The 22,383-nt window shown below is 45.8% G+C and carries 16 protein-coding genes; 5 read left to right on the top strand and 11 right to left on the bottom strand.

From position 1 onward, the window contains the following. Nucleotides 1-183: 183 nt before the first annotated feature. Nucleotides 184-2,571, bottom strand: coding sequence for a GAF domain-containing protein (locus QUA47_RS16400; RefSeq protein ID WP_333431528.1), 2,388 nt, complete (start codon nucleotides 2,569-2,571; stop codon nucleotides 184-186). 496 nt (nucleotides 2,572-3,067) lie between these two features. Between QUA47_RS16400 and QUA47_RS16395 the strand changes: the two genes are divergently transcribed. The 3 genes from QUA47_RS16395 to QUA47_RS16385 all read left to right on the top strand — a co-directional run bounded on the left by QUA47_RS16395 (nucleotide 3,068) and on the right by QUA47_RS16385 (nucleotide 6,633). Then, the gene (locus tag QUA47_RS16395) at nucleotides 3,068-3,850 is read left to right on the top strand and encodes a calcium-binding protein (RefSeq protein ID WP_333431527.1); all 783 of its coding nucleotides are present in this window, start codon (nucleotides 3,068-3,070) and stop codon (nucleotides 3,848-3,850) included. A 554-nt stretch (nucleotides 3,851-4,404) separates the two neighbouring features. Then, nucleotides 4,405-5,853 carry a signal recognition particle protein gene (ffh, locus tag QUA47_RS16390; RefSeq protein WP_333431526.1) on the top strand — a complete coding sequence of 483 codons (1,449 nt, stop codon included), beginning with the start codon at nucleotides 4,405-4,407 and terminating at the stop codon, nucleotides 5,851-5,853. A 171-nt stretch (nucleotides 5,854-6,024) separates the two neighbouring features. After that, a complete protein-coding gene (locus QUA47_RS16385) occupies nucleotides 6,025-6,633 on the top strand; it encodes a Uma2 family endonuclease (protein WP_333431525.1) in 609 nt (202 codons plus the stop codon). A gap of 332 nt (nucleotides 6,634-6,965) precedes the next feature. On the opposite strand, the gene QUA47_RS16380 is transcribed toward QUA47_RS16385, so the two are convergent. From QUA47_RS16380 to hrcA, 8 genes are all read right to left on the bottom strand, one after another. Next, nucleotides 6,966-8,858, bottom strand: coding sequence for an EAL domain-containing protein (locus tag QUA47_RS16380; RefSeq protein ID WP_333431524.1), 1,893 nt, complete (start codon nucleotides 8,856-8,858; stop codon nucleotides 6,966-6,968). 1 nt (nucleotide 8,859) lies between these two features. Continuing rightward, the gene (locus tag QUA47_RS16375; protein ID WP_333431523.1) at nucleotides 8,860-11,658 is read right to left on the bottom strand and encodes an ATP-binding protein; all 2,799 of its coding nucleotides are present in this window, start codon (nucleotides 11,656-11,658) and stop codon (nucleotides 8,860-8,862) included. Between the two features lie 418 nt (nucleotides 11,659-12,076). Further along, nucleotides 12,077-12,202 carry a hypothetical protein gene (locus tag QUA47_RS16370; RefSeq protein WP_333431522.1) on the bottom strand — a complete coding sequence of 42 codons (126 nt, stop codon included), beginning with the start codon at nucleotides 12,200-12,202 and terminating at the stop codon, nucleotides 12,077-12,079. Between the two features lie 310 nt (nucleotides 12,203-12,512). Beyond that, nucleotides 12,513-13,712 carry an LPS export ABC transporter periplasmic protein LptC gene (lptC, locus tag QUA47_RS16365; protein WP_333431521.1) on the bottom strand — a complete coding sequence of 400 codons (1,200 nt, stop codon included), beginning with the start codon at nucleotides 13,710-13,712 and terminating at the stop codon, nucleotides 12,513-12,515. 197 nt (nucleotides 13,713-13,909) lie between these two features. Beyond that, the gene (locus QUA47_RS16360; protein ID WP_006631885.1) at nucleotides 13,910-14,515 is read right to left on the bottom strand and encodes a LabA-like NYN domain-containing protein; all 606 of its coding nucleotides are present in this window, start codon (nucleotides 14,513-14,515) and stop codon (nucleotides 13,910-13,912) included. Nucleotides 14,516-14,620: 105 nt separating this feature from the next. After that, a complete protein-coding gene (gene metG, locus QUA47_RS16355) occupies nucleotides 14,621-16,213 on the bottom strand; it encodes a methionine--tRNA ligase (protein ID WP_333431520.1) in 1,593 nt (530 codons plus the stop codon). A 280-nt stretch (nucleotides 16,214-16,493) separates the two neighbouring features. Continuing rightward, a complete protein-coding gene (locus QUA47_RS16350) occupies nucleotides 16,494-16,679 on the bottom strand; it encodes a hypothetical protein (RefSeq protein WP_333431519.1) in 186 nt (61 codons plus the stop codon). 374 nt (nucleotides 16,680-17,053) lie between these two features. Then, on the bottom strand, nucleotides 17,054-18,196 hold the full coding sequence (gene hrcA / locus QUA47_RS16345) for a heat-inducible transcriptional repressor HrcA (protein WP_242729137.1): 1,143 nt from the start codon (nucleotides 18,194-18,196) through the stop codon (nucleotides 17,054-17,056). 36 nt (nucleotides 18,197-18,232) lie between these two features. Here hrcA and QUA47_RS16340 point away from each other — a divergent pair, with 36 nt between their 5' ends. Then, nucleotides 18,233-18,403 (top strand): hypothetical protein, encoded by a 171-nt coding sequence (locus QUA47_RS16340; protein ID WP_333431518.1) that lies wholly within the window; start codon nucleotides 18,233-18,235, stop codon nucleotides 18,401-18,403. 175 nt (nucleotides 18,404-18,578) lie between these two features. Here QUA47_RS16340 and QUA47_RS16335 read toward each other — a convergent pair whose 3' ends face one another. After that, a complete protein-coding gene (locus QUA47_RS16335) occupies nucleotides 18,579-19,448 on the bottom strand; it encodes an alpha/beta hydrolase (RefSeq protein ID WP_333431517.1) in 870 nt (289 codons plus the stop codon). A gap of 446 nt (nucleotides 19,449-19,894) precedes the next feature. Between QUA47_RS16335 and QUA47_RS16330 the strand changes: the two genes are divergently transcribed. Then, nucleotides 19,895-20,719 (top strand): IS5 family transposase, encoded by an 825-nt coding sequence (locus QUA47_RS16330; protein ID WP_333431516.1) that lies wholly within the window; start codon nucleotides 19,895-19,897, stop codon nucleotides 20,717-20,719. A gap of 911 nt (nucleotides 20,720-21,630) precedes the next feature. Here QUA47_RS16330 and QUA47_RS16325 read toward each other — a convergent pair. Then, complete coding sequence (locus QUA47_RS16325; protein WP_006631881.1) at nucleotides 21,631-22,356, bottom strand: hypothetical protein; 726 nt, start codon at nucleotides 22,354-22,356, stop codon at nucleotides 21,631-21,633. Nucleotides 22,357-22,383 lie beyond the last annotated feature (27 nt).

Here is a 22,383-nt window from a genome sequence, read left to right as displayed (position 1 = left end):
CGCGGCAGTGTTCGCGGGTGTCAACAAAAATATTAAATGTAATATCGGTCTTGTGTGTGAATCCAGAATGATTTCGCTCCGCCCTTTTTAAGGGGGGATTGGAGCGAAATCATTCTGCCTAAAATAGATAGGAGGGGATGGGAGCGATCGCACTCCGCCTAAAACAGGCAATTGAACGGGTTCTCAATCGCTGACTACCGTAACTTCACAGATAGTAGAAATAGATTCCGGTTCAGGCAAAATACGCACGCGGGCGAATTTTAAACCGCTGACTGCTTGCAGTGATTCTACCATGCCAGTCTGAACTTTTGGTTCTACCCAACCTTCGCGAGACAAGTAGCGCAAGTATTGTTGGTACTCTTCCCATTCGTCTTCGGTTGAATAAACTACCGTTAACATTCCTGGCTGGGTAATCCGCTCTTGTGCGTCTTTGTCAACGGCTTTTTCGATCCGCTTTTTCACGAGTTCGTAGCGGATGTCGCGAGTGCCTTTTACGTCAAACATTTTTTCGGTGTTTTCGTTGTGAAAAATGTCGATCGTGGTATTCTGCACTAAGACTAAATGTGCGAGTTCCATGTTAATTTGAGACTCGGCTTGCAGGCGAAAAACAGTGCGGCCGCAGTCGCAAATTGCTCGCAGTTGTTCGTACCGCAAACTGTGCAGGTGAAACTGGCTAAATTTGGGGTCGATCGATTTTCCTACATAAATCATGTGATCGAGCCCGTCGGTGCATTCGATGTCGCAGTAGTGGGGAAGAATTTGCTGCATTTTTTCTTGCCAGCGGGCCCAAGTTTCTTGGAGTTTGGTGCCGATTAGGTTCAGCATTTGGTCGTAGCGGATGCGATCGCTGTAAACGCAGTTGTGTTCGTTTTCACAGGCTGCTCGGTAAGCTTCAACGGCTGCCTGAACCTTGGGGTCGCACTGCACAAAATAGTCAAAATATACTTCTAAATGCTCGTTTAAATACTTGGCTGCTCGCACCTCCATATCGACTGTTACTTTTTGTTTTAAACGCTGGATGTAGTCGAGCAAGTCGAGCCGCAGTTGCTCGCCGAGGTGGGTAGTTTGTGTTTGACAAACGGCATCAGCTATGACTAAAGCTAAGCGGAATTGTTCGAGCAAATCAGTTTGAATGGCTCGGTTCCTTTCGTCGCTAGAACCACGAATGTCCGAAATTCCGTACAGCGGATGAACGTCAGCAAATACGATTGTTTCTGGGGGCAGTCCCCAACTTCGCCTTTCTGCTTCTTGAGCGAACCGCCACTCGACTGCGGGGTGGATGTTGTGAATGTGGGTAAACCGCTCCTGGATGGCTTGCCGCAGGGCTGCAATGAAGGCGGGAATGAGTTCTTGGGCGTGTTGAGCGTCAATGCCGTTGAAGTGGTTGGGCCGATCGCACAACACCCCCACGACGCCCAAAATCCGCTGCCCGCACCCCTCGCGGCTGACAGATTTGACTACCAGGGGCACCAGCAGCATCGATCGAGTTCCCATTCTCCGCAAAGTTCGATCGCACTCGGTTTCGCACTCCCTACGCAAGTCTGGCACGTTCCAAACTTGATTTGCTGCTGTGGCCTTCAACAAGTGAGAAGCTTCTAGGGAGTGCATTGAATAAAGAATCGGCTGCAAATGTTGGCCGTCTTTTGCAACTAATAGCTGTACCTGTTCGCCGTCGAGGCGCAGCAGCAAAGTGCCGTCAGCATTGAAGAGCGATCGCAAACACCGATCGATTCTCTCAAATTTGTCAGGTCGCAGCATCGAATCTCGATCGATCAATAACTGAGTCAGACGGCGAATTTGCTCCTGCAGGGTGACATCAAAACCTTCTAGCAGCAGCAAACCTTCTACGCGGTAATTATCCAACTGCAATCGATCGGCTAACTTTTCCAGTTGATTCGGCTGCATCAGCCAAGCTTCCCGTTCCGCAACAGGCATTAATTTTAAAGGAACATCCGCAAATTCATCTATTTTTGAGTCAATCCGAGTAATTTTTAACTGTTCCGAACCGAGCCAAAATTCAATAAATCTGGGTTCTGGGTGTTTGGGGTTTTTTACACTCGCCGTCACAGGTTCGTCTAGCACCCGCAAACCGTCGATGTCAATTTGATAATATTGCTTAAATACCCAGTGCAAAAGATGGCGGCGGTACAATTGTTCTGCTGTTTTGCCGCCCCAATCCTCGAACAGTTCCAGCAGAGTGAGGTGGGTTTCTGCAAACCAACCGTTGGTAGATTGAGTTGCCAAAGACGTTTCCTCCCAACCGGCCAAGCGACAAAATGCCGCGTTAGCATAACGCAGGGCAAAAGTTCCCGGTTCCACTACTGCGATTAAAACGCGGCGATCGCCAAGAAATTGAAACAGTCGCTTTAAATCTTGTTTCCACGTTTTCAAGCGTTCCATTTCAGCAGATTGACTAGGTACTTGGCCGGCCAAAGCTTCCAGTAGCTGTTCTATACTTGGTTCGCTGGGCAGATTGTTACTGTCTTGCTCTTTTGGGACGCTATCTGTAGCTGGCAGTGATTTTACGGAGTTGTTGTTGTTTTGAGGGGAAGACGATTTAGGAGTAGACATGAGTAAAACACCTGAAAGCAGTGGATTTTGCCAAAGAATATCAGCGATCGGCGATTATGGCTTTGTAAAGAGCTTAGATCCTGTTTGTAAAGTTTGTGTATGGGTATCGGAAACTGGGTTTTTTCTCGGACGATGGGCCCAGGGACTTTTACTTTTATTCACAAACAACCTCTCAGTCTCGACGTTATAGGTGATATTAACGTGTTTACTGCCTGGGGGGTAACACCCATTATAAGCGGTAGACAGTAGCGGATAGTGTCAGCAACTAATGCTATTTGACTCAGAGGCGATATATATAGCAGGTTTGGGTTGAATGAAGCACAGCCCTGGTAATTGGTAATTGGTAATTGGTAATTGGTAATTAATAATTGGCAAGCTGGTTGCTTGTCACGAACTTAGCAAATTGGCGAGCAAAATTCCAATATTACTTGCTATTTGGCAAGGCAAGAATTAACATATATAATACAGCTAACAGGATTTTTGAAAGGACATAGTTATGGCTTTAAAGGTTAACAATCTCATTGGCGATGTGAATGGATTTCCTGTATTTGCTGGGGGCGGGCCACGTGTTTTGGCATTCGCTACACCCGATGAGATTGACTTAGATGACGGAAGTTTGTCGTCTTTTCCCTGGGGAGTTTGGGGACTCGACGGCAACGATACTATAGGAGGTTCGTCGGATTCCAACGAACGGCTGTTAGGTAATAATGGCAATGATGTGATCGGCGGGGGCGGCGGGAACGACATCATTTACGGTGGCAAAGATGCCGATCGAGTGGACGGAAATGAAGGCAACGACGTAGTTAGGGGCGATGCCGGCAACGACATTATTTTTGGAGGCTTCGGCAGCGATATCCTGCGGGGAGGACAAGGAGACGACGATTTAGAGGGCAATGAGGGCAACGATTTCTTAGCAGGCGATCGGGGAGTTGACGTGCTCACGGGAGGCCGCGGTGGTGACATATTTGTGCTCAGAAGCAACGATGAAGCATTTGGTATAAATGGAGCAGATGTCATTACCGATTTTAACTTTGACGAGGCCGATCGCATCGGTTTGACGGACGGTTTAACAGAACTAGACCTTTTCTTTGAAGACGACAATTTGATTGCTTACGATAATGACGGAATTATCAACGACATGGTGATTGAAAACATAATTACCGGACAGATTGTGGGGATAGTTTTAAACACCAACAACTTTGAACTTCTCGGTGCATTTGAACAAGCGAGTCCGTTTGCATTGGCAGTTAACGGTTCTCAATTCCAGTTTTTAGCTTAGTTATTTGTAGGGAATTAGACGGGCTATAGAGTTCTGGGTAGGGACACGGCAGTGCCGCGTCCCTACAGATAGCGGGCAATCTATCTATACGCAACCGTACTTTGCAGAATAGATATTAAAACATTTATCCCTTTATAGATTTTTTAGGCTCATCATTATTCCTCAAAGCCGTCGAATCCTTGAGACGGAGGTTATTAATCGAAAAAGTCCAAAAGGGCGATCGCACCCTCTTCACAGTCCAACTAGCGATCGCAGAATACATAAAAAGTCACATCTTATAGCTGTTTTAAGAACAGGCAAGATGCCTGTTCCACAATAGATGAATTTTAGGGCAGAAGTTTTAAGAACAGGCAAGATGCCTGTTTCACAATAGATGAATTTTGTGGCAGCAGTTTTAAGAACAGGCAAGAGGCCTGTTCCACAATATATGAATTTTCTTGTGGGGTGGGCTTCTAGCCCGCCCTGAAAGGATTATTCAAAAATTAGCAAAACATTAATCCAAACATCCGCATTTAGCCTTAAAATTAAAAAGACTGACTAGCCAACAATGCCCTATGTTTGAAGCCCTTGCCGATCGACTCGAATCCACCTGGAAAAAACTGCGCGGACAAAATAAAATCTCCGAGTCCAACATCCAAGACGCGCTCAAAGAAGTCCGCCGCGCCCTCCTGGAAGCCGATGTCAACCTCCAAGTCGTCAAAAACTTCATCGGAGAGGTAGCGGCAAAAGCACAAGGCGCAGAAGTCGTTTCAGGCGTCCGTCCAGACCAACAATTCATTAAAATCGTCCACGACGAACTCGTGCGCGTCATGGGGGAAACCAACGTACCCCTAGCCACTGCAGACTCCGGGCCCACAGTTGTCCTGATGGCTGGTTTGCAAGGAACCGGGAAAACCACAGCTACCGCCAAACTAGCGCTGCACCTCCGCAAACAAAATCGTACCGCACTGCTAGTCGCAACCGACATTTATCGACCAGCCGCGATCGACCAATTGCTGACCCTCGGCAAACAAATCGACGTACCAGTATTTGAATTAGGCAAAGATATTGACCCCGTAGAAATTGCCCGCCAAGGCATCGAACACGGCAAACAAATCGGCATTGATACCATCATCGTCGATACAGCAGGCCGCCTGCAAATCGACCAAGACATGATGGCAGAATTGAGCCGCATCAAACAAACAGTACAACCTCACGAAACGCTGTTAGTTGTTGATGCCATGACCGGCCAAGAAGCAGCAAATTTAACCCGCACCTTTCACGAACAAATCGGCATTACTGGCGCAATCTTAACCAAATTAGACGGCGACAGCCGCGGCGGTGCAGCTTTATCAGTGCGGCAAATATCCGGCGCGCCGATTAAATTTGTCGGCGTCGGCGAAAAAGTGGAAGCCTTGCAACCATTTTATCCGGATCGCATGGCATCGAGAATACTCGGCATGGGCGATGTCTTGACGCTAGTAGAAAAAGCGCAAGAAGAATTCGACATCGCCGATGCCGAGAAAATGCAAGAGAAAATGCTCACGGCAAAGTTTGACTTTACCGACTTTCTCAAGCAAACCAGACTGTTAAAAAATATGGGTTCCCTCGGCGGCATCCTGAAAATGATTCCCGGGATGAACAAACTCTCAGATGAACAAATGCGGCAGGGAGAAGTGCAGCTAAAACGCACCGAAGCCATGATTAATTCGATGACAGTTGAAGAACGCCGCAATCCCGAACTTTTAGCAAGTTCTCCATCCCGCCGCCGCCGCATCGGCAAAGGCGCAGGCTACGCTGAAAACGACGTAACTAAGCTGGTCAGCGATTTCCAGAAAATGCGTACCATGATGCAGCAAATGAGTCAAGGCAACTTCGCCGGCATGGGAGGAATGCCCGGAATGCCCGGAATGCCCGGAATGGGCGGCCCCGGAATGCAGCCCGGTTCCCGTGGCTATATGGGTGCCCAGCAGAAGAAGAAAAAGAAAAAAGATAAGCCTAAAAAAGGTTTCGGACAGTTGTAGAAAGTAGGGGCGGGTTTCACCAACAATAATTGCCTAAAACCGATAATCTCGTAAACCCGCCCCCACCCAGCCCGAGATTTCTTTATTAGTATTGGTGGAATATGTAAGAAGTATCAAACTTTAACTCTTTTCTTGTTGCCAGTTTCTACCTGAAAAAGCCTGTAATTAAATATGGTACAAACAATTACTCAACCAGAAACCATATCTATAGAATTGCCAAATTCGCTCGCGCTTCTTGTCAGTAGCGAGCAATTCGAGGCCCTAGCATTGGCAAATCCCGACTTGAGATTAGAGAGAACCGCACAAGGAGAATTAATAGTGAATCCACCCACAGGAGGAGAATCAGGCCAGAGAAACCTTAGTATCAGCGGACAACTCGATCGCTGGTGTGAAACACACGAAGATTTAGGAGAAGGCTTTGACTCTTCTACCGGATTCATCCTCCCCAACGGTGCTCGTCTTTCTCCCGACGCTTCCTGGGTGAGTCGAACTCGGTGGGAAGCCTTGACACCAAAACAGCGAAAAGGCTTTGTTCCCCTGTGTCCCGACTTTGTAGTAGAATTGCGATCGGCATCCGATAGTCTCTCCACCCTTCAAACTAAGATGCGGGAATATATCGACAACGGCGCAAGATTGGGCTGGTTGATTGACCCACAAAACCCGCAGGTAGAGATTTATCGACAGCAAGCAGAAGTAGAAATATTAATCAATCCTGCCGAGTTATCCGGGGAAGATGTATTGCCAGGATTTGTGTTGAATTTAAGGCGAGTGTGGCGTTAGATAGCTTTTGATACCAAATCCGCACAATCCCAGATTCCGCACCCCCCAACGGGCAGCGTACCCTGCAAAAGTGCGACTCCAAGTCGATCGTCAGAGACAATAGTGAATCAAAATATCGGAAATTATGTGTTACTGAGCATAAACCCGTTAGGAATTCCTAAACATTAACCTTCGGGCATGAGGTAAATTTTATTAATTCATAAAATATCAAAAATCATACCCAAACTAACTCTTAATTCTCAGCAGAATTGAGTTCGCATGATGAGAGTAGGCTTTTGGGCCGTTCCCACAAGAGATTCATAAAATTTATTGCGGCCCAACTAAATGGCAGGTCAGCTTACTACCCCTACTTTTATGCCTAATAGTTCGGTCGCCTTTTCGCTGTCTACAGGCTTAGAAAATAAATATCCTTGCCCCAACTCACACCCCAACTCTCGCAGTTTCTGTAGCTGTGTTGGCGTTTCTATGCCTTCTGCCACGATATCCATACCTCGGCTGCGAGCCAGCGTCACAATCGTCTGGATAATTTCTACGCCACTGTTATCTGCCCCAATGCGGCTGACAAAAGAGCGGTCAATCTTTAAGGTATCAATGGGAAACTCGTGTAAGCGGCTTAAAGAAGAGTAACCGATGCCAAAGTCATCGATACACAACTGAATGCCTAGAGCTTTTAGCTGCTTCAACATCTTTTCTTCCCTGGATACTGTTTCTAAAATGCAACTTTCAGTAATCTCTAGTTTTAGACAGTAACTGGGAATGCCAGTCTGCTGCAAAATGTCCTCAATTCGATTGAGTAGGTTTACTTGCTTGAGCTGCACGCCGGAAAGATTGACATTAATCGCCAAGGGAGGTGTGTGGGGAAACTGTTGCTGCCAAATACCGATCTGGTGACAAGCTTCCTGCAAAACCCACCACCCTAGTTCATTGATCAAACCAGTTTCTTCCGCCACAGGGATAAACTCGGCAGGCGGGTAGATAATGCCAGACGCGTGATGCCAGCGCACCAAAGCTTCAAAGCCACTCAGTTGCCCCGTAGAAAGGGAGACAATTGGCTGGTAGTGAACGCAAAATTCTTGTAGCGCGATCGCCCTTCTCAGGTCGTTTTCCAACTGCAAGCGCGCCATCGCAACAGTTTGCATCGCTGGAGCGAAAACTTCGTAACGCCCTCTGCCTTGAGCTTTAGCATGATACATTGCGATATCCGCATCTCTGAGCACGTCTTCTGGGCGATCGTAACCCATTGTGCTAAAGATAATGCCAATGCTGATCTCGGTAAATACTTCATAATCATCCAAATTAAACGGCTGCCTTAATTGATGTTGGATGCGTTCAGCCACCCTGTTTGGTTCCTCAATATCTTTAATATCTTCCAGCAACAGCACAAATTCATCTCCTCCAAACCGGGCAACTGCATCTGTGTGGCGCAAACAAGCTTGCAGTTTACGAGCAACGCTTTTTAGTAATTCATCCCCAACCAAATGCCCGAGGCTATCATTCACTACTTTAAAGCGATCTAGGTCAATAAATAGCACCGCATATAAATAATCTTCACGTCTGTACGACAAGTCGATCGCCTGTTGCAGCCGATTCATAAACCAAGCGCGGTTAGGCAACTCCGTTAGGGCGTCGTGAAACGCATCATGTCCTAATTTTTTTTCTCTTTCCAACAACTGAACTTGAGCCTGTTGAAGCTCGTTGTAGGCTTGTCTAAGTTCAGCCGTTTGAGAAGCCACCCGTTCCTCTAACTCAGAAGTGAGTTTCTGCAAGGCCGCTTCCGCCTCTCTTCGCGCTTCAATTTCTTCTTTCAGAAGCACATTTTGCTCTTCCAGCGTCTTGGTCAAATTTCGCAGTCTCAGGTGTAGTTGCACGCGGGCTAGGACTTCTTCTTGCTGAAAGGGTTTGGTGATATAATCTACTGCCCCCATTGACAGACCTTTAACCTTATCCACGCGATCGGTAAGAGCAGTCATAAAAATCACAGGGATATCTTTCGTTGCCACCGATGCTTTTAAGCGGTAGCAGGTTTCAAACCCATCTATACCCGGCATCATCACATCTAACAATATGATATTTGGCGAAACTTCTTGTAGCTTCTCAATAGCACTTTCCCCATCCTTAGCCACTAGAACCTTGAAGCCTGACTCCTTCAAAAAATCGAACAGAATTTTTAGGTTATTCGGGTTATCGTCAACAATTAAAATTACATTTTCTTTGTTGTTAAACATTTTACTCCTCTAAATGTCTTTTTACAAAAGCTAGTAGTTTTTTTTCTTCAAAATTTTTGGAAAATAGCAAGATTTTATTAGCAAAGGGTAGATAGTTGCCGTCTATCTGCTTGAGTCTATCGGCTTCCTGCTCAACAACTTCAATATCGCCGATCCGAGCCGCATTAAACAGCGCTACCAGCTCAGTTGATGGTGGTATCACAAGCTCACCACTGTGAACATTTAACACATTAGTTAAACCTTCCCGCTGTTCGTTCCCTAAATCAGCAGGTTGGTCGTAAATCCATTCGATTTGCAAGTAATTCTTTAATACTTCCAGCAATTCGTCTACTTCGATAGGCTTTGACAGGAACTCGTTACAACCTGCTTCGTGGCTATTTTGGCGATCGAAGTTAAACACGCTGGCGCTGGATGCTATCAAGATTACATCTTTAAACTCTGATGATTGTCGCAAGCGTCGCGACATTTCAAATCCATCCATTACTGGCATCACTAAGTCTGTAATAATCAGAGCGGGGTTAAACTCAGCAGCTTTAGCTAAACCCTCTGTTCCATTACAAGCTTCCATGATTTGAAAACCTAGGGGTTCTAAAATCTTTCTAAGAAGAGAGCGATTTTCTAATCGATCGTCTACTAGCAGAATTTTGTTTTTATGGCCTTTAAATCCAGTTAAATTCATTGAAGTATTGCTCGAATTTGGCTCAATATATTCAGATGATTTAGTCAACTCTAAATCTAGAGAAAATATGCTGCCTTGACCGAGTATACTCTCCACTTTTATTTCGCCTCCCATCATTTCAACAATTTTCTGTGCGATGGCTAGTCCTAACCCAGTGCCTTCTGCCTTCTGTTGGCTATTTCCAACTTGTTCAAACGGTAAAAATATTTTTTCTAACTGTTCGGGGGCCATCCCAACCCCAGTATCTTGGATATGGAAACGAACTTTAGTAAGTGATGATTGGTCAGAGTCTTCCCCGTTACCTATTACGCCTACCTTAAAAATAACACCTCCTTTTTCTGTAAATTTAATAGCATTGCCCAAAAGGTTAATCAAAACTTGGCGCAGTCGTTTTTCATCAGCATTGACAGCGTTAGGAAGTTGATTTAATACTTGATAATTAAATGTAATTTCTTTTTGTTCGGCTCGGATGCGGCACATTTCCACAACGCCCATCAGAAAAAAAGGAAAATTAAAAGCTGAACTGTAAAGTTCCATTTTACTGGCTTCTATTTTAGAAATATCTAAAACATCGTTAATCAGGGTGAGTAAGTGCGAACCACATTGGTGAATAATTTGGATAGCATCTTTTTGTTTAGGAGTGGTAGTTTTATCGCGTTCCATAATTTGAGCGTATCCTAGAATTCCGTTCAGGGGGGTGCGGAGTTCATGGCTCATGTTCGCGAGAAATTCGCTCTTGGCGTGGTTAGCAGTATCAGCGGCAATTTTTGCCTCTTTTAGCTCACTTGTCCGTTCTTCTACTCGATTTTCTAGCTCTGAGTTGGTCTTTTCTAAAGCAGCAAAAGACTCGCGCAATTGCTGTGCCATTTGGTTAAAAGATTGAGCGAGAATTGCCAGTTCGTCTATACCATTTACCTCTACTTTTTGGTCTAATTGACCGCTAGCGATCGCTCTACTCGCTTTACTCAAACGAAAAATAGGATGGGTAATCCAGCGGGAGGCGAGGATTCCTAACAACGTCGCCAGCACTAACGCTAAAACGCAGAGTAGGATAGTGCTGCGGGTATTGGCATTGATTTGCTCCATAAAGTCGGCTTCTGGAACAACTACAACAATCAGCCAATCAAGACCTCGACCATCTTGGAAGGGGGATACTTGCACGAATTCCCGCTGACCATTTAGGATGAAGTCTAGTTGCTGGTTGCTGCTAATTTCGGTGAAGTTACCAAAGCGTTCTATTAAATGCTGCGCTGTACCTTTTATCAAAGGGACGCCGCTTTTTATCGCTTTTAATCTTTGTGTTTTTTTGCCATCTTTGCTGTTAAAAAATGGCTTCTCGGCGGTGGAAGAAGCCACTAGCAAGCCCGATCGTTCTATGATGAAAGTCTTTCCCGATCTACCAATTTTTAAACTTTGGAGAAACTCGCCGATTTGTGAGAGGAACAAATCGGTACTTACCACTCCTATAAAAGTCCCCTTTTTGTCGTAAACAGGTTGGCTAGCCGAGATTCCTAGGCTAGGTTGAATATAATATTGATAAATTTTATTCCATTGGGGTTTACCTGCAACTTTTGCGGCTTTATACCAGGGTCGAATGCGGGGATCGTACTCGGGGTGGGTTTCCTTAAACTGAGTCGGGTTGCCCTCTTTATCTACGCTGACTATCGTATTAAGAAAATTAGTAGAGCGATCGGTTATTTCAATAACAACAGTGCCATCATCCTTATATCCAGCACCCGCATATTCTTTTCTTTCCCCTCCAAAACTAATGTAACTAACGGTGGGAAATTGCTTGAGCTGCCAGAAGAGGTAACTTCTCATCGCACCCATATTGTTTGGATTCCACAACCCAAAGCGGCGAATGGCATCAGCGCTGATGCCATTGACTAAATAAGGCGTTTCCAAGTAAGTGTTTAGTTGTTGATTGATGCGGGCGAGTACCTCCGTTCGTAATTGGCTAGTAACATTGTTGACGGCCGTTTTGCCGTTGCGTAGCGAGAGCCAACCTGTCAGTCCGACAGCGGCAAAGATTTGCAGGACGAATGGTACGACTAAGACGAGGCGCAGCGGGATTTTTTGAGAGCTTTGTGCAGCTTCATGCTCACTTGCGATTAGTGTCATGGCGGAGTCATTTTAGTATTTGGATTGTATCAATAACAACAATCCCTTACCCTTGGTCATTTAAAGCGATCTCTAGGGAAATTCTTGATTCCCTCTATATTAAGTACACCTCCATTTACTTGTAGGCCAAGACCTCAATATGAAGTTATTTAAGCATACAATTATATTCAGGACTTAGGCACTATACGGTCTGAAACCCAGAGCCATCCTGACCCCCAGAGCCACCCTTAAAAAGGCGGGAACCACTCCCGGGAGAAACAGCTTCACAAAGGGGGAACCGCTCCCGGGAGCCACTTGAAAGCCCCTTGGTCAAGGCATTGGGGGGATCTGGTAAGTCCTAATACTGTTGAGTGCATAGTGCCTAAATCAACCCTAAACTCAACTTTGCCATTAGTTCAGGTTAAATCAGATGCGAAGCTTAAGAAGATTTGGCTGCACGGGCGATCGCCGGAAACGCAGCGGGCTGATCGAGATAGCGTTGAAATCCGCTGTTTGGCAGTTTCGTTTTTTCTTCCAGGGATACGTCTAATCTCCAACACCCCATCTAAAAACGATAGTCGCACCCCCGGAGGCGAGAGATGCAGTTCAACAGCCTTAAACTCTCTCCAACTTAATCAGTCAATTAAGATATAGCAATCCTTGCAGGAGTCGTAAATTTTTGACCCCACCCCAACCCTCCCCTTATCAAGGGGAGGGAGTAAGAAATTCACAAATGATTTAGGATGGCTATAGGTTCATCAAGCCTTTCTAAAATTGTTTGTAAATTTGTTGTCATCCCAACCCCTGCTTACTCAATCTAATCTTAATGAGATTTGCGTTTATGGGTGTTCATCTGCCCGCATCTGCGATCGCAATTATTGCTGTCCCAAAGTTCCCTTGTACTCGTCGGGTACAAATTCCGTAACCACTTGGCCGCCACCGCCGTCGCCTTTGACAATCACAGTTTGATTTTTCAACTCTCCCGCCGCCCTCGGCCCAGTCAAATTAAACACCGGATTTAGTTGCTTGTAAACAACATTTCCTTCGGCGTCGAAAGTCTGGTTAGTTAAATACCACGTTACGCGATCGGTATTTAATTGAGCTTGACGTTTTTCCCCAATTCCCACTACATTTCCAGTCAAATAAAAGATTTTTTTCTCTAAATCTCCCCGCCCCGTATCCCCAGTCATCGTCACCTTTTCCACGCGGTGAAAAACCTTCACAGGCCCGGGCGATATGACAGATTGCGCCGGAAAATTCCAACTCATCAAACTGCTTTCTATTTGCAGCGGCGGGTCTGATGGCATCAACTGAGCGTTTTGCGTCAGCGTCGCAATCTTGGTTTTTAAGTCTACATCTACTTGGTCAGCAAAACCGCTATCTGTTACTGTTTTATCTTTGTATCTGTCAATTTGAGTCGGTTTGTCGCTGTTTACCTTTTGTTGATCCACAAACCACACTAAGTGCTCGGTTCGCAATTGCAAAGCCGGATCTTTAACATTCGCCACCACAGATCCGAATAACTCCATTCTCTTAGCCCTACTGAAAACCCGCGCTTCCTTCGCTGAAGCCGTCACCTGTTTGTTCTCTCCCGTCAAATTGTTGCGGACAACTAAAACATCCTCCTTTGGTCGCCACTCCAACTCATTTCCGCGCAATACCACTCCATTTTTTAGGTCTTTAGCGACTATGTTACCTTTGAGAAAAACTTGATTTCCTTCCTGAAATACCTGCCCCGTTTCTCCCTGAATGTCGTAAATTTCTTTGCCGTCCTGAAACAATTTGCCCACGGGTTTCTGAACGTTAACTATCTTTTTATCTTTGCTATAAACGGCATTTTGCGAGTTTACTTTCCAGAACGTCTCGCCCTTTTCGTTTGCTTGTTCTAGAGTTACTTTGTTTAAAGTTAAAGTGCTGTTTGACTGTTGAGCAGTTTTGAGATCCTCCGCTAATTTGTTCTTTTGAGTCTCTTGCGGAACCGCACAAGCACCAATCCCCAAAATCAGTGCTGATAAAAATAGCAGCATCAATTTTGGGGATTTGAAATTGGGAATTAGGGATTTGAGATTAATCATTGGGAAGGGGGAATTGGTAATCGGTAATTGGGAATGGGGAATTAGGAATTGGTAATTGATAATTGGGTATGGAAAAACACTTAATCAAAAATTAAAAATGTGTCATGCTTTGTCTAAATTTTTAACTTCTAATTCTTAATGATTCAACCCATCAACCATCACCTATTAACCCTTACCAATTACCCATTACCAATTCCCTATCTGTCGTCGTGTTCCTCCATCAAGCTCAGACCCGACAAAGGGCGGTAAGCATAATTAGGGCGCGATGTTTTTTGGATGTCGTCCTTAATCATTTCCAAATCGATATAGCGATCGGCTACATTAATCAAACTGTCGCTCGTCATCGATCGCAAACTCACCACCTCAACCCGCACGCCGCGATAGCTGACAGCGTCTACAGCATAAGCCAAATCGCCGTCACCGCTCACCAGTACCGCCGTATCGTAAGACCCCACTAAAGCCATCATATCCACAGCGATTTCTACATCTAAATTCGCCTTCTTAGAACCGTCAGGCAACTGTACCAAATCCTTAGAAATCACCCGGTAGCCGTTGCGGCGCATCCACAGCAAAAACCCCTGCTGTTTCTCGTTAGTGCGATCGACACCCGTGTAGAAAAAAGAGCGCAGCAGCCGCGAACCCGCAGTTAAACGGCACAGCAGCTTAGTGTAATCAATCTCAATTCCTAACTGCAAAGCCGCGTAAAAAAGGTTAGAACCGTCAATAAAAATTGCTACTCGACCGCGATTTTCTAGAACCTGTTCCGGCGTAAAAAGATCGTTGCTTTCTATTCTATTCAACATGATTGTTATGCCTCAATTTTTATGAAAGATTGGTAAGGAAATAAGTGCTAATTCGTAGTCTGTCATCACACCCAGAGCGCTGGCTGCCAACTATGAAGGTACTGTTTACAGCAGTTCGAGCCGCTTAAAAACAGGTTGGGGTTCCCCCAGAGTTTGGTTTGCCGGCAAAGCGCCCCAGGCAGCATGAGCTGCAAAATTCGCTAAACTGTTAACTGTAACTCGATCGTTAAAGTCAATTGAAAAACCTAGCTGCTGATAGATAGCGTTGCTGATATTTGGAATAATCGGCGATAAAAGGTAAGATGCTAGTCTAACAGATTCCAGAACAGAATATAGCACTTGTGCCACACTTTCGATCTGTCCCTGCTTGTACAAACTCCAAGGTGCTTGCACGTCAATAAACTTGTTACCGGCTCGCACTAATGCAAGCACGGCTTCGGAAGCCTTGCTAAAAGCCAACTCTTCGTAAAAACCCGTTACTTGAGCCCCCAAATCCAGGCTCATAGCCTTGAGAAGGTTGTCGCCGTCAATGTTTTCTCCCAACACATTCGGTACGCAACCACCGCAATATTTTCGAGCCATGTTTAGGGTACGGTTAAGCAAATTTCCCAAATCATTTGCTAGCTCAGCATTCAATATATTGATAAACCGAGTTTCGTTAAAATCGCCGTCCTCTCCGAACTCAATTTCTTTGAGAAAATAGTAACGCACTGCATCAGCGCCGTATTTGTTGACCAATTCGACAGGGTTTAAAGTATTACCCTCCGTTTTCCCCATTTTTTTGCCGTCTTTGGTCAAAAACCCGTGTGCGAAGACGCGGCCCGGCACCTGCAGATTCGCTGACATCAGCATTGCCGGCCAGTAAACTGCGTGGAAGCGAAGAATATCTTTGCCGATCAAGTGCAAGTCAACCGGCCACCATTTAGATAAAGCATTCTCCAACATCGGGTCGCTGTCCGGATCTAGCAAGGCGGTGACGTATCCCAGCAAAGCGTCAAACCAGACGTAGATGCTGTGACTGGGGTCAACTGGCATTGGCAGACCCCATTCGAGATTCACTCTAGAAATCGAAAAGTCTTGCAGTCCAGAGTTGACGAAACTGAGCACTTCGTTGCGTCGGCTTTCCGGCGCGATGAAGTCGGGACGTTCTGCGTACAATGCCAGCAGTTGGTCTTGATACCGCGACAGACGGAAAAAGTAATTTTCCTCGTCGCGCCACTCAACTTCCTTGCTGGTGTGGACGGAGCACCGATTTCCGGGCAACAATTCCCGTTCATCCTTGAATTCTTCACAGGAGACGCAGTACCAGCCTTGCTGCTGGTTCAAGTAGATGTCGCCGGAGTTCCAGACGCGCTGGAAAAATTCTTTGACAATGTACTCGTGGCGCCGCGAAGTTGTGCGGATGAAGCGATCGTACTGGATGTCGAGTTGCTCCCACAGCGCCTCAAACGCCGGAACCACTGAATCGCAGTGAGCTTGGGGCGATCGTCCCAAACTCTCGGCTGTCCGCTGAATTTTCTGCCCGTGTTCGTCCGTCCCCGTAACCAGCAAAACAGATTTGCCCCGCAGCCGCTCAAATCGGGCTAGGGCATCCGCAGCCATAGTCGTGTAAGCACTGCCAACGTGAGGTAAATCGTTTACATAATACAGAGGCGTTGTTATCGCAAAGGTATTTTTAGTTTTATCGGTCGATTTCATTGAATGCTAAAAGAAAATTCCCTAAATTTCGTTTCGATCTTAACTCAGCGGTTAAATTTTTTATGAAGTGGCAATCAAGCCAAATTTACTGCAAGTTATTTGCAATTGTCTAACCCCGGCTATTCCCAAAAGAAATATTGCTTTCATATCAACACTAATCTTTTTTAGTTCTTTTTGACGAACTCTCTAAAATGTCTTAATATTTTGACCTTCTGCTGCTTTGGGAAGCGACGATCGCGGGCTTCGGGCCCCCTCAATTTATTTGTCGCAGCAGCTATCCCTAGAGCGGGCGATCGCCCACCGAGTTTGCAACACAACTCATCGGTTGGGCTGCTAAACCTGCCATTCGACTAACACTCCGCGACCACTTTCTGTAAATGCGCGATCGCTCGCCATCGCAATCTTTTTCTCCCAAGCGCTGGAAAGTCGCTCCCCGGTAACTCCTGCCACTTTCCGAGCCGCTCATGGACGCAGAAACCGGGTTGTTTAGGAAACTCTCTGGTCAAGCGCGAAGCTTTAGTTTCTTACCCCAAAACATAGTATAAAACCCACATTTCGCACCCTCAACTGTCACTATCGGTTTTTACTTATTTTGATCCAGCAATAAAACTATAAATTCTACTGTTATACCGTATATTAACGGATAAATAACTATTTAAAAGCATAATTTATTACTTCTAAGATATAGTTTTCTGCGTAATTATACTGTGTAACACCCCTGGGTGCGGAATGTGGGATGATAAAAGCCTAGGTTTTTTGTCACAAAACCCGGTTGATAAAGGTTGCGAGTACGTCCACAGACAATAAAACCCCAAGCCAGTTAAGCTTGGGGCTCTCACATTAGGGTGCATCTAACAAGGGATGATCCGATCGCCCTCGATCGCCATCAGGAAAACTCACTCGATTTCCGCCAATAGCTTCTGACAAATAATCGGCTGCAGCTTCCACAACCGCGATCGCATTTTCATAAACCATCCGCGTCGGCCCCAAAACCCCAACACTACCCACCGGCACTGAGCCCCGGCGGTAAGTCGAAGAAATCAGAGTACAGCCACGAATTGGTTCTAAAGAATTTTCCGAACCAATACGCACCGTTACCCGCTTCCCGGGGATGTCCAACTCAGGCGATTCAAAAATCAAAGGCCAAAGCAGTTCTTGCTCTTGTTCGAGCAGTTGCACCAGGGTTTGAACTTGCTGCAACTGCGAAAACTCAGGCAAGCGCAGCGCTTCTGCTAAACCGCCGATCAGAATCCGCGTGTAGGTTGGATTGCTTTGGCGGCTGCTCAAAGCAGTCAGCATGGTTCCCATCCACTCAGCGTACAGTTCAAAGTCCCGGTCTAACTCGCTCCAGTCTACAGTCGAGAGTTCCGAGAGCGATCGTCCCCGCAACTTGCTGTTCAAAAAATTCGACAAAATCTGCAATTGGCGATCGACGATTTCCACATCAGGCGTGTTACCTTCTGCGTCCCTCGGCAACTGCACCAAAACCGACTGAGTTTCGTAAGCATCCGTCACCACGATCAGCATCACCTTTCCCGGCTCTAGCTGCACCAGTTGCAAGTGGCGCAAGCAAGCCATATTGGTTTGCGGTATGGTGATCATGGCTATGTAACCGCTGATAGTTGCCAGGATTTGAGCCGCGCCGCGGAGTGCCGCGTCCATGCGGCCGTCCGACCAATTGAGCTGGTCTAGTACCTGTTCCACCTTGCGGGCCAGCGTATCAGACGGCTGGATCAACTGGTCTACATAAATTCGGTAGCCCGAGTCAGAGGGGACTCGTCCTGCCGAAGTGTGGGGCTGATAAAGCAGTCCAGCTTTTTCAAGAGTCCCCATCGCATTGCGAATTGTAGCTGGGCTGACGCTGAGGTTGAATTCGTCAGCCAAAGCTTTTGAGCCAACGGGTTCCGCTGTAGCTATGTAGTGGCGAACCGTTGCCCAAAGGATGTGTTGTTGCCGATCGGTGAGGTTAACGCGCACAGATATTTAAGCAGAATTAGAATTTAGAGTTGAAAGCCACTATTGAATCGAAACGTCTGTCCGAAGAGGGCGAGCGGGCAGACTTATCTATTTAAGATAACAGATTTAGGCGAAGCCAGAAGGAACAGAGGAGAAGCAAGAGGTAAGAAGGAACAGGGAACAGGGAAGAATGTTTTAACTTTTAACTTGTATAGCAACCGCCCGGACGGTTAGGACGTTCTTAATTGCACTTTCCCCATGCGGTCAATTTCTTCCTTCTCTCCTAGATAACAACTAAAGCCTTCTTCCTTCTTCCTTCTGCTATAACTTTCTATTTGCTAGCTTTGTTTCCCCGAACCGGATCTCGGCCCAATGCCCGATTCCTCGGCTTTGTTTTGCCCAATTCCCTTTAAATGTGTTCTTTGAGAATATTTTGCAGATAACTAGCCACTGCATCAGGCTGTTCCACCATTGCCAAATGGCCACAATCGGGAAGCTGAAGGACATTCTCGCCGCAACCTTGGAACATCCAGTGAAAGCTAGCCAAATGCAGCACGTATTTTGGTTCCATAATTTTGTCTTTAGTACCGGCAATAAAATAAACAGGCTGCTTGAGTTGGGAGACAATTTGTGGCAACAGGTGAATCTCCGGTTCTGTGGTGGAGTCCAACAAAGCCCCCAAAGCTGCCTCTGGATGAGCTCCCACGAAATCTCTCAAGCGCTGCCGTCCCCAGGATCTGCCGATCGGGCGGGCTACAGAATCGCGGGAAAACAGGTAATCTGCTAACGGCAAGTGAGGCAGCCAGCCGGGACGCATTGTCACTAGCTGCTTGCCGACCGCTCGAAACCGCTCGAATTCTTCCTTAAGATAGATGCCGCCCCCTGCATTGATGCAGACCACGCCTTTAACGCGATCGGACAATTTGCTGGCTCCCCATAGGGCGATCGTACCGCCCAGAGAGTGTCCCACCAACCAAGCAGAAGATATATCGAGTTTTTCGAGTAAAAGTTCCAAATCGCGAGCGTAAGCTGCGGGAGTGTAGCAGGAATTTAGCGGTTCGGAACATGGGCGATCGTCGCCGGAGTCCGATTGAGAATCGCCAAACCCCCGCAAATCATAGGTAAGGCACTGATAGTTTGATGCCAAGCGATCGGTCAAAGGTTGCCAGTAGTGGCGGCTTAACAGCCAGCCGTGGACAAATACCAGAACCGGGGAAGTTGCAGTCGGAGCCGTCAACTCGTAAGTGTGCCGAACCCCTAGGATGTCGATTGTTGCCATACTTTTATCCTACCCGCTCCATAAGACCTATGTAAACCTATGTATAGCCTTTCTCAGAAAGAGAGAGTACGCCGAAACCCTGTGTTCTCAAGCTTTTTCAGTGGAATTGTTTACCTCATCTACCCAAGAAGCGCTATAGAATCCATTTGAGATCTTTTGACGATCGCCCGTAGACTGCGATCAGCTCAGCCACGAGTGATCGACTCGCGCCACGGGCGATCGACTCACGCCACGGGCGATCAACTCACGCCACGGGCGATCAACTCACGCCACGGGCGCTCGGCTCGCGCCACGGGCGCTCGACATCCAATTGCCCCAAGGAAAGAGAGTGATGCAGAGACAACCAAAACCGGGAAGGGTTGTTGGTTGTCTCTGCTTACTGAATTCATGTAAAATTACCCTCAAAACACAATCTCGGACGATGCCTTACTCTACTAATCTCACCGATGCCGAATGGGAAATTTTGTCACCCTTACTCAATCAAATACTGCCCCAAAAAAAGAGAACTCGCCCACCTAACTGGACACGAGCGAGAAATTTTAAATGGTATCTTCTATCAACTTAAAAATGGTTGTAATTGGGCCGACTTACCAAAAGATTTACCTCCCTACTCAACGGTATATTGGCATTATAAGCAGTGGCGGAAACTCCAAGTGCTTGAAGAATTGATGAAAGTCTTACATTCTCAAGTACGAGTGCAAGTAAAAAAAAAACCGAAGTGGACTACATTAATGATGATCGATTCACAGGCAGTGAAAAATACCTGTAATGCCAGTATTGAATCGAAAGGGTATTGTTTTTACAAATCAACCAATGGTATCAAAAGGCATCTAGCGGTTGATACGCTTGGGTTTCCCTTTTTTACTCACTGCACGAAAGCTAATTTATCAGATGATGCGGGTTTAATTGAAATGTTAAGCAAAAATATCGATTATTTCAAGTCTAAACCCGTGAATGTCCCCAAAATCACTATCTTGTTAGACCACGGATATCACCCCGAATATTTGACAAATGAATTAAAAAAGGTTTACCCACAGATTTTGAGCAAAATTAAGTTTGAACTTTCGGAAAAACCCTCAAAACAACAAAAAGAAGCTCAAGGAAAATCGGGATTTGTTCCAGTTAAAGCAAGGTGGGTAATTGAACGATCAAATTCTTGGATGGAAAGGTGTAAAATCCTCATCAAAAATTTCGAGAGAACTTTAGATAATGCAACTGCCAAGATGAATCTTTGTTTTATTAGGCTGATGATTAAGAGGCTAGCCTCTTAGATCTCAAATGGGTTCTATAAGTAAGTCAAAAAGACTCAACTTTATCGATTTACCGCTTACTTCCTGCTGCAACGCGCGGTCTTAAGTTGACGCTACAAGATTTTTGTCCAATTCACTGGCAATCTTGGCCTAGCTTGCCCTTTTATCCGATCGCCCTGGAATAAATATTCCTTCAAACCAGCGTTCTATGTTTTTTGCAGTATTCAAATTTCTGTCTGCTGTACGATCGCAAGGGGGACATACATCAGCGCGATTTTTTAAGAGCATTTTGCGGCAATAATTTTCCCAAATTTAGCTGATTTGAAAGTCGTAAACTATAGGGATATCAGTGTCTATTTAGACAAGAAAATATTTTTGTAGGCTAGTTACCAATTAAATTCGCAACTCCCATATTCAACTATTAAAGCCGCACCAAAATTGTGAAATTTCAAAAATTTTTCAAAAAATTAGCACTTACTTGTATATTGTTACTTGACCCGGATTTGGGGCTAGTAATACGTAATTTTAGGGAGCGCATTTTTGCGGCTATTTGCGACTTTTGCGTGTAGTTGCGCGAGCTTATTTACTCCATTTATACGGTTATAACATCGGCCTTTACGACTCACCACGCGCTGTTTGGGCTTCAAGTTAAAGTACGCCATCAAACTTAAAAAACTTGACAACATCGTTTCGGCGTGTCTCATGTTTATGAAAACCGCTATCTACACTCGTTTGTACGAACAATTTTGCCGAGCTTTTTATCCTATAGCAAAACCATTTGATTTGTAAACAATCGATTCAATGATCGCCAGCGTTTCACGTGGTTCTACATTCATGACTCAAATAGACTTGCTATATCTCACTGGACAACTTCTGCAAACTAATGTCTACTTAGAGAAATCTAGTTATTTAGGGAGCATCGGCAGCTTGCCCTAAAATCGCTCGCCTAGCAATCTTTGTCTCACCCCCTCAGCGATTTTCTGACCCAGATACTCGGGAATTAAACTTTCATTGGGCCCCAACAAGTAGAGAATTAGGCGAGTTCGCCCCCGCCAAACCAGCAAATTAGCATTTACGACCAACAAATCCTCTTGCCAGATGGCATACATAACTTTGTAAAAAAGTCCAGGTTGATTATCTGCTTCAATCAGCAAAGCTGGCAAGTGGAAAACCGGATCGACGTAGAATTCAGTTGCCACATCTTCCAAACCCGCGTCTAAATTAAATTCCACCGCCAACATCTCTTCAACCTCAAAATGTCCCGCCAATGCCTCTCGAACGGCTCTACAGACGTTTTCTGCTGTTTTATCTGCCAGTACCTTGCCACCGCGAGATACGACCAATTTGATAAATACCAGCATGGGCGGGTAAATTTGACCGTACAGACTCAGACTGTGAATTGTCAGTCCGTAGGCGGCGAGCACTCCAAAAATATCGCTCAATAGAAAAGACTGGTTCCGGTAAGCAAAATGCAGGGCACTTTTGTTACCTTCGGCTCGGATTTCGATGACTGCTTGCCGAGTTTTGTAAAGCTGGTAAGCTAATTTGAGGTTTTGCAACTGGATTTCGCTGCTGACAAATTGCTCATAAAACTGCGGAAACGCTCGGTTAAAGCGCTTGAGAAGTTCTAGTGTAGATGGTTTTAAACCCGAAGCCATAATTGAGGAGAAGGTGCGGGAGATATA

This window comes from Microcoleus sp. MON2_D5, from assembly GCF_036701905.1.
Lineage (GTDB): Bacteria > Cyanobacteriota > Cyanobacteriia > Cyanobacteriales > Microcoleaceae > Microcoleus.
This window is presented reverse-complemented; position numbering and strand designations above follow the sequence as displayed.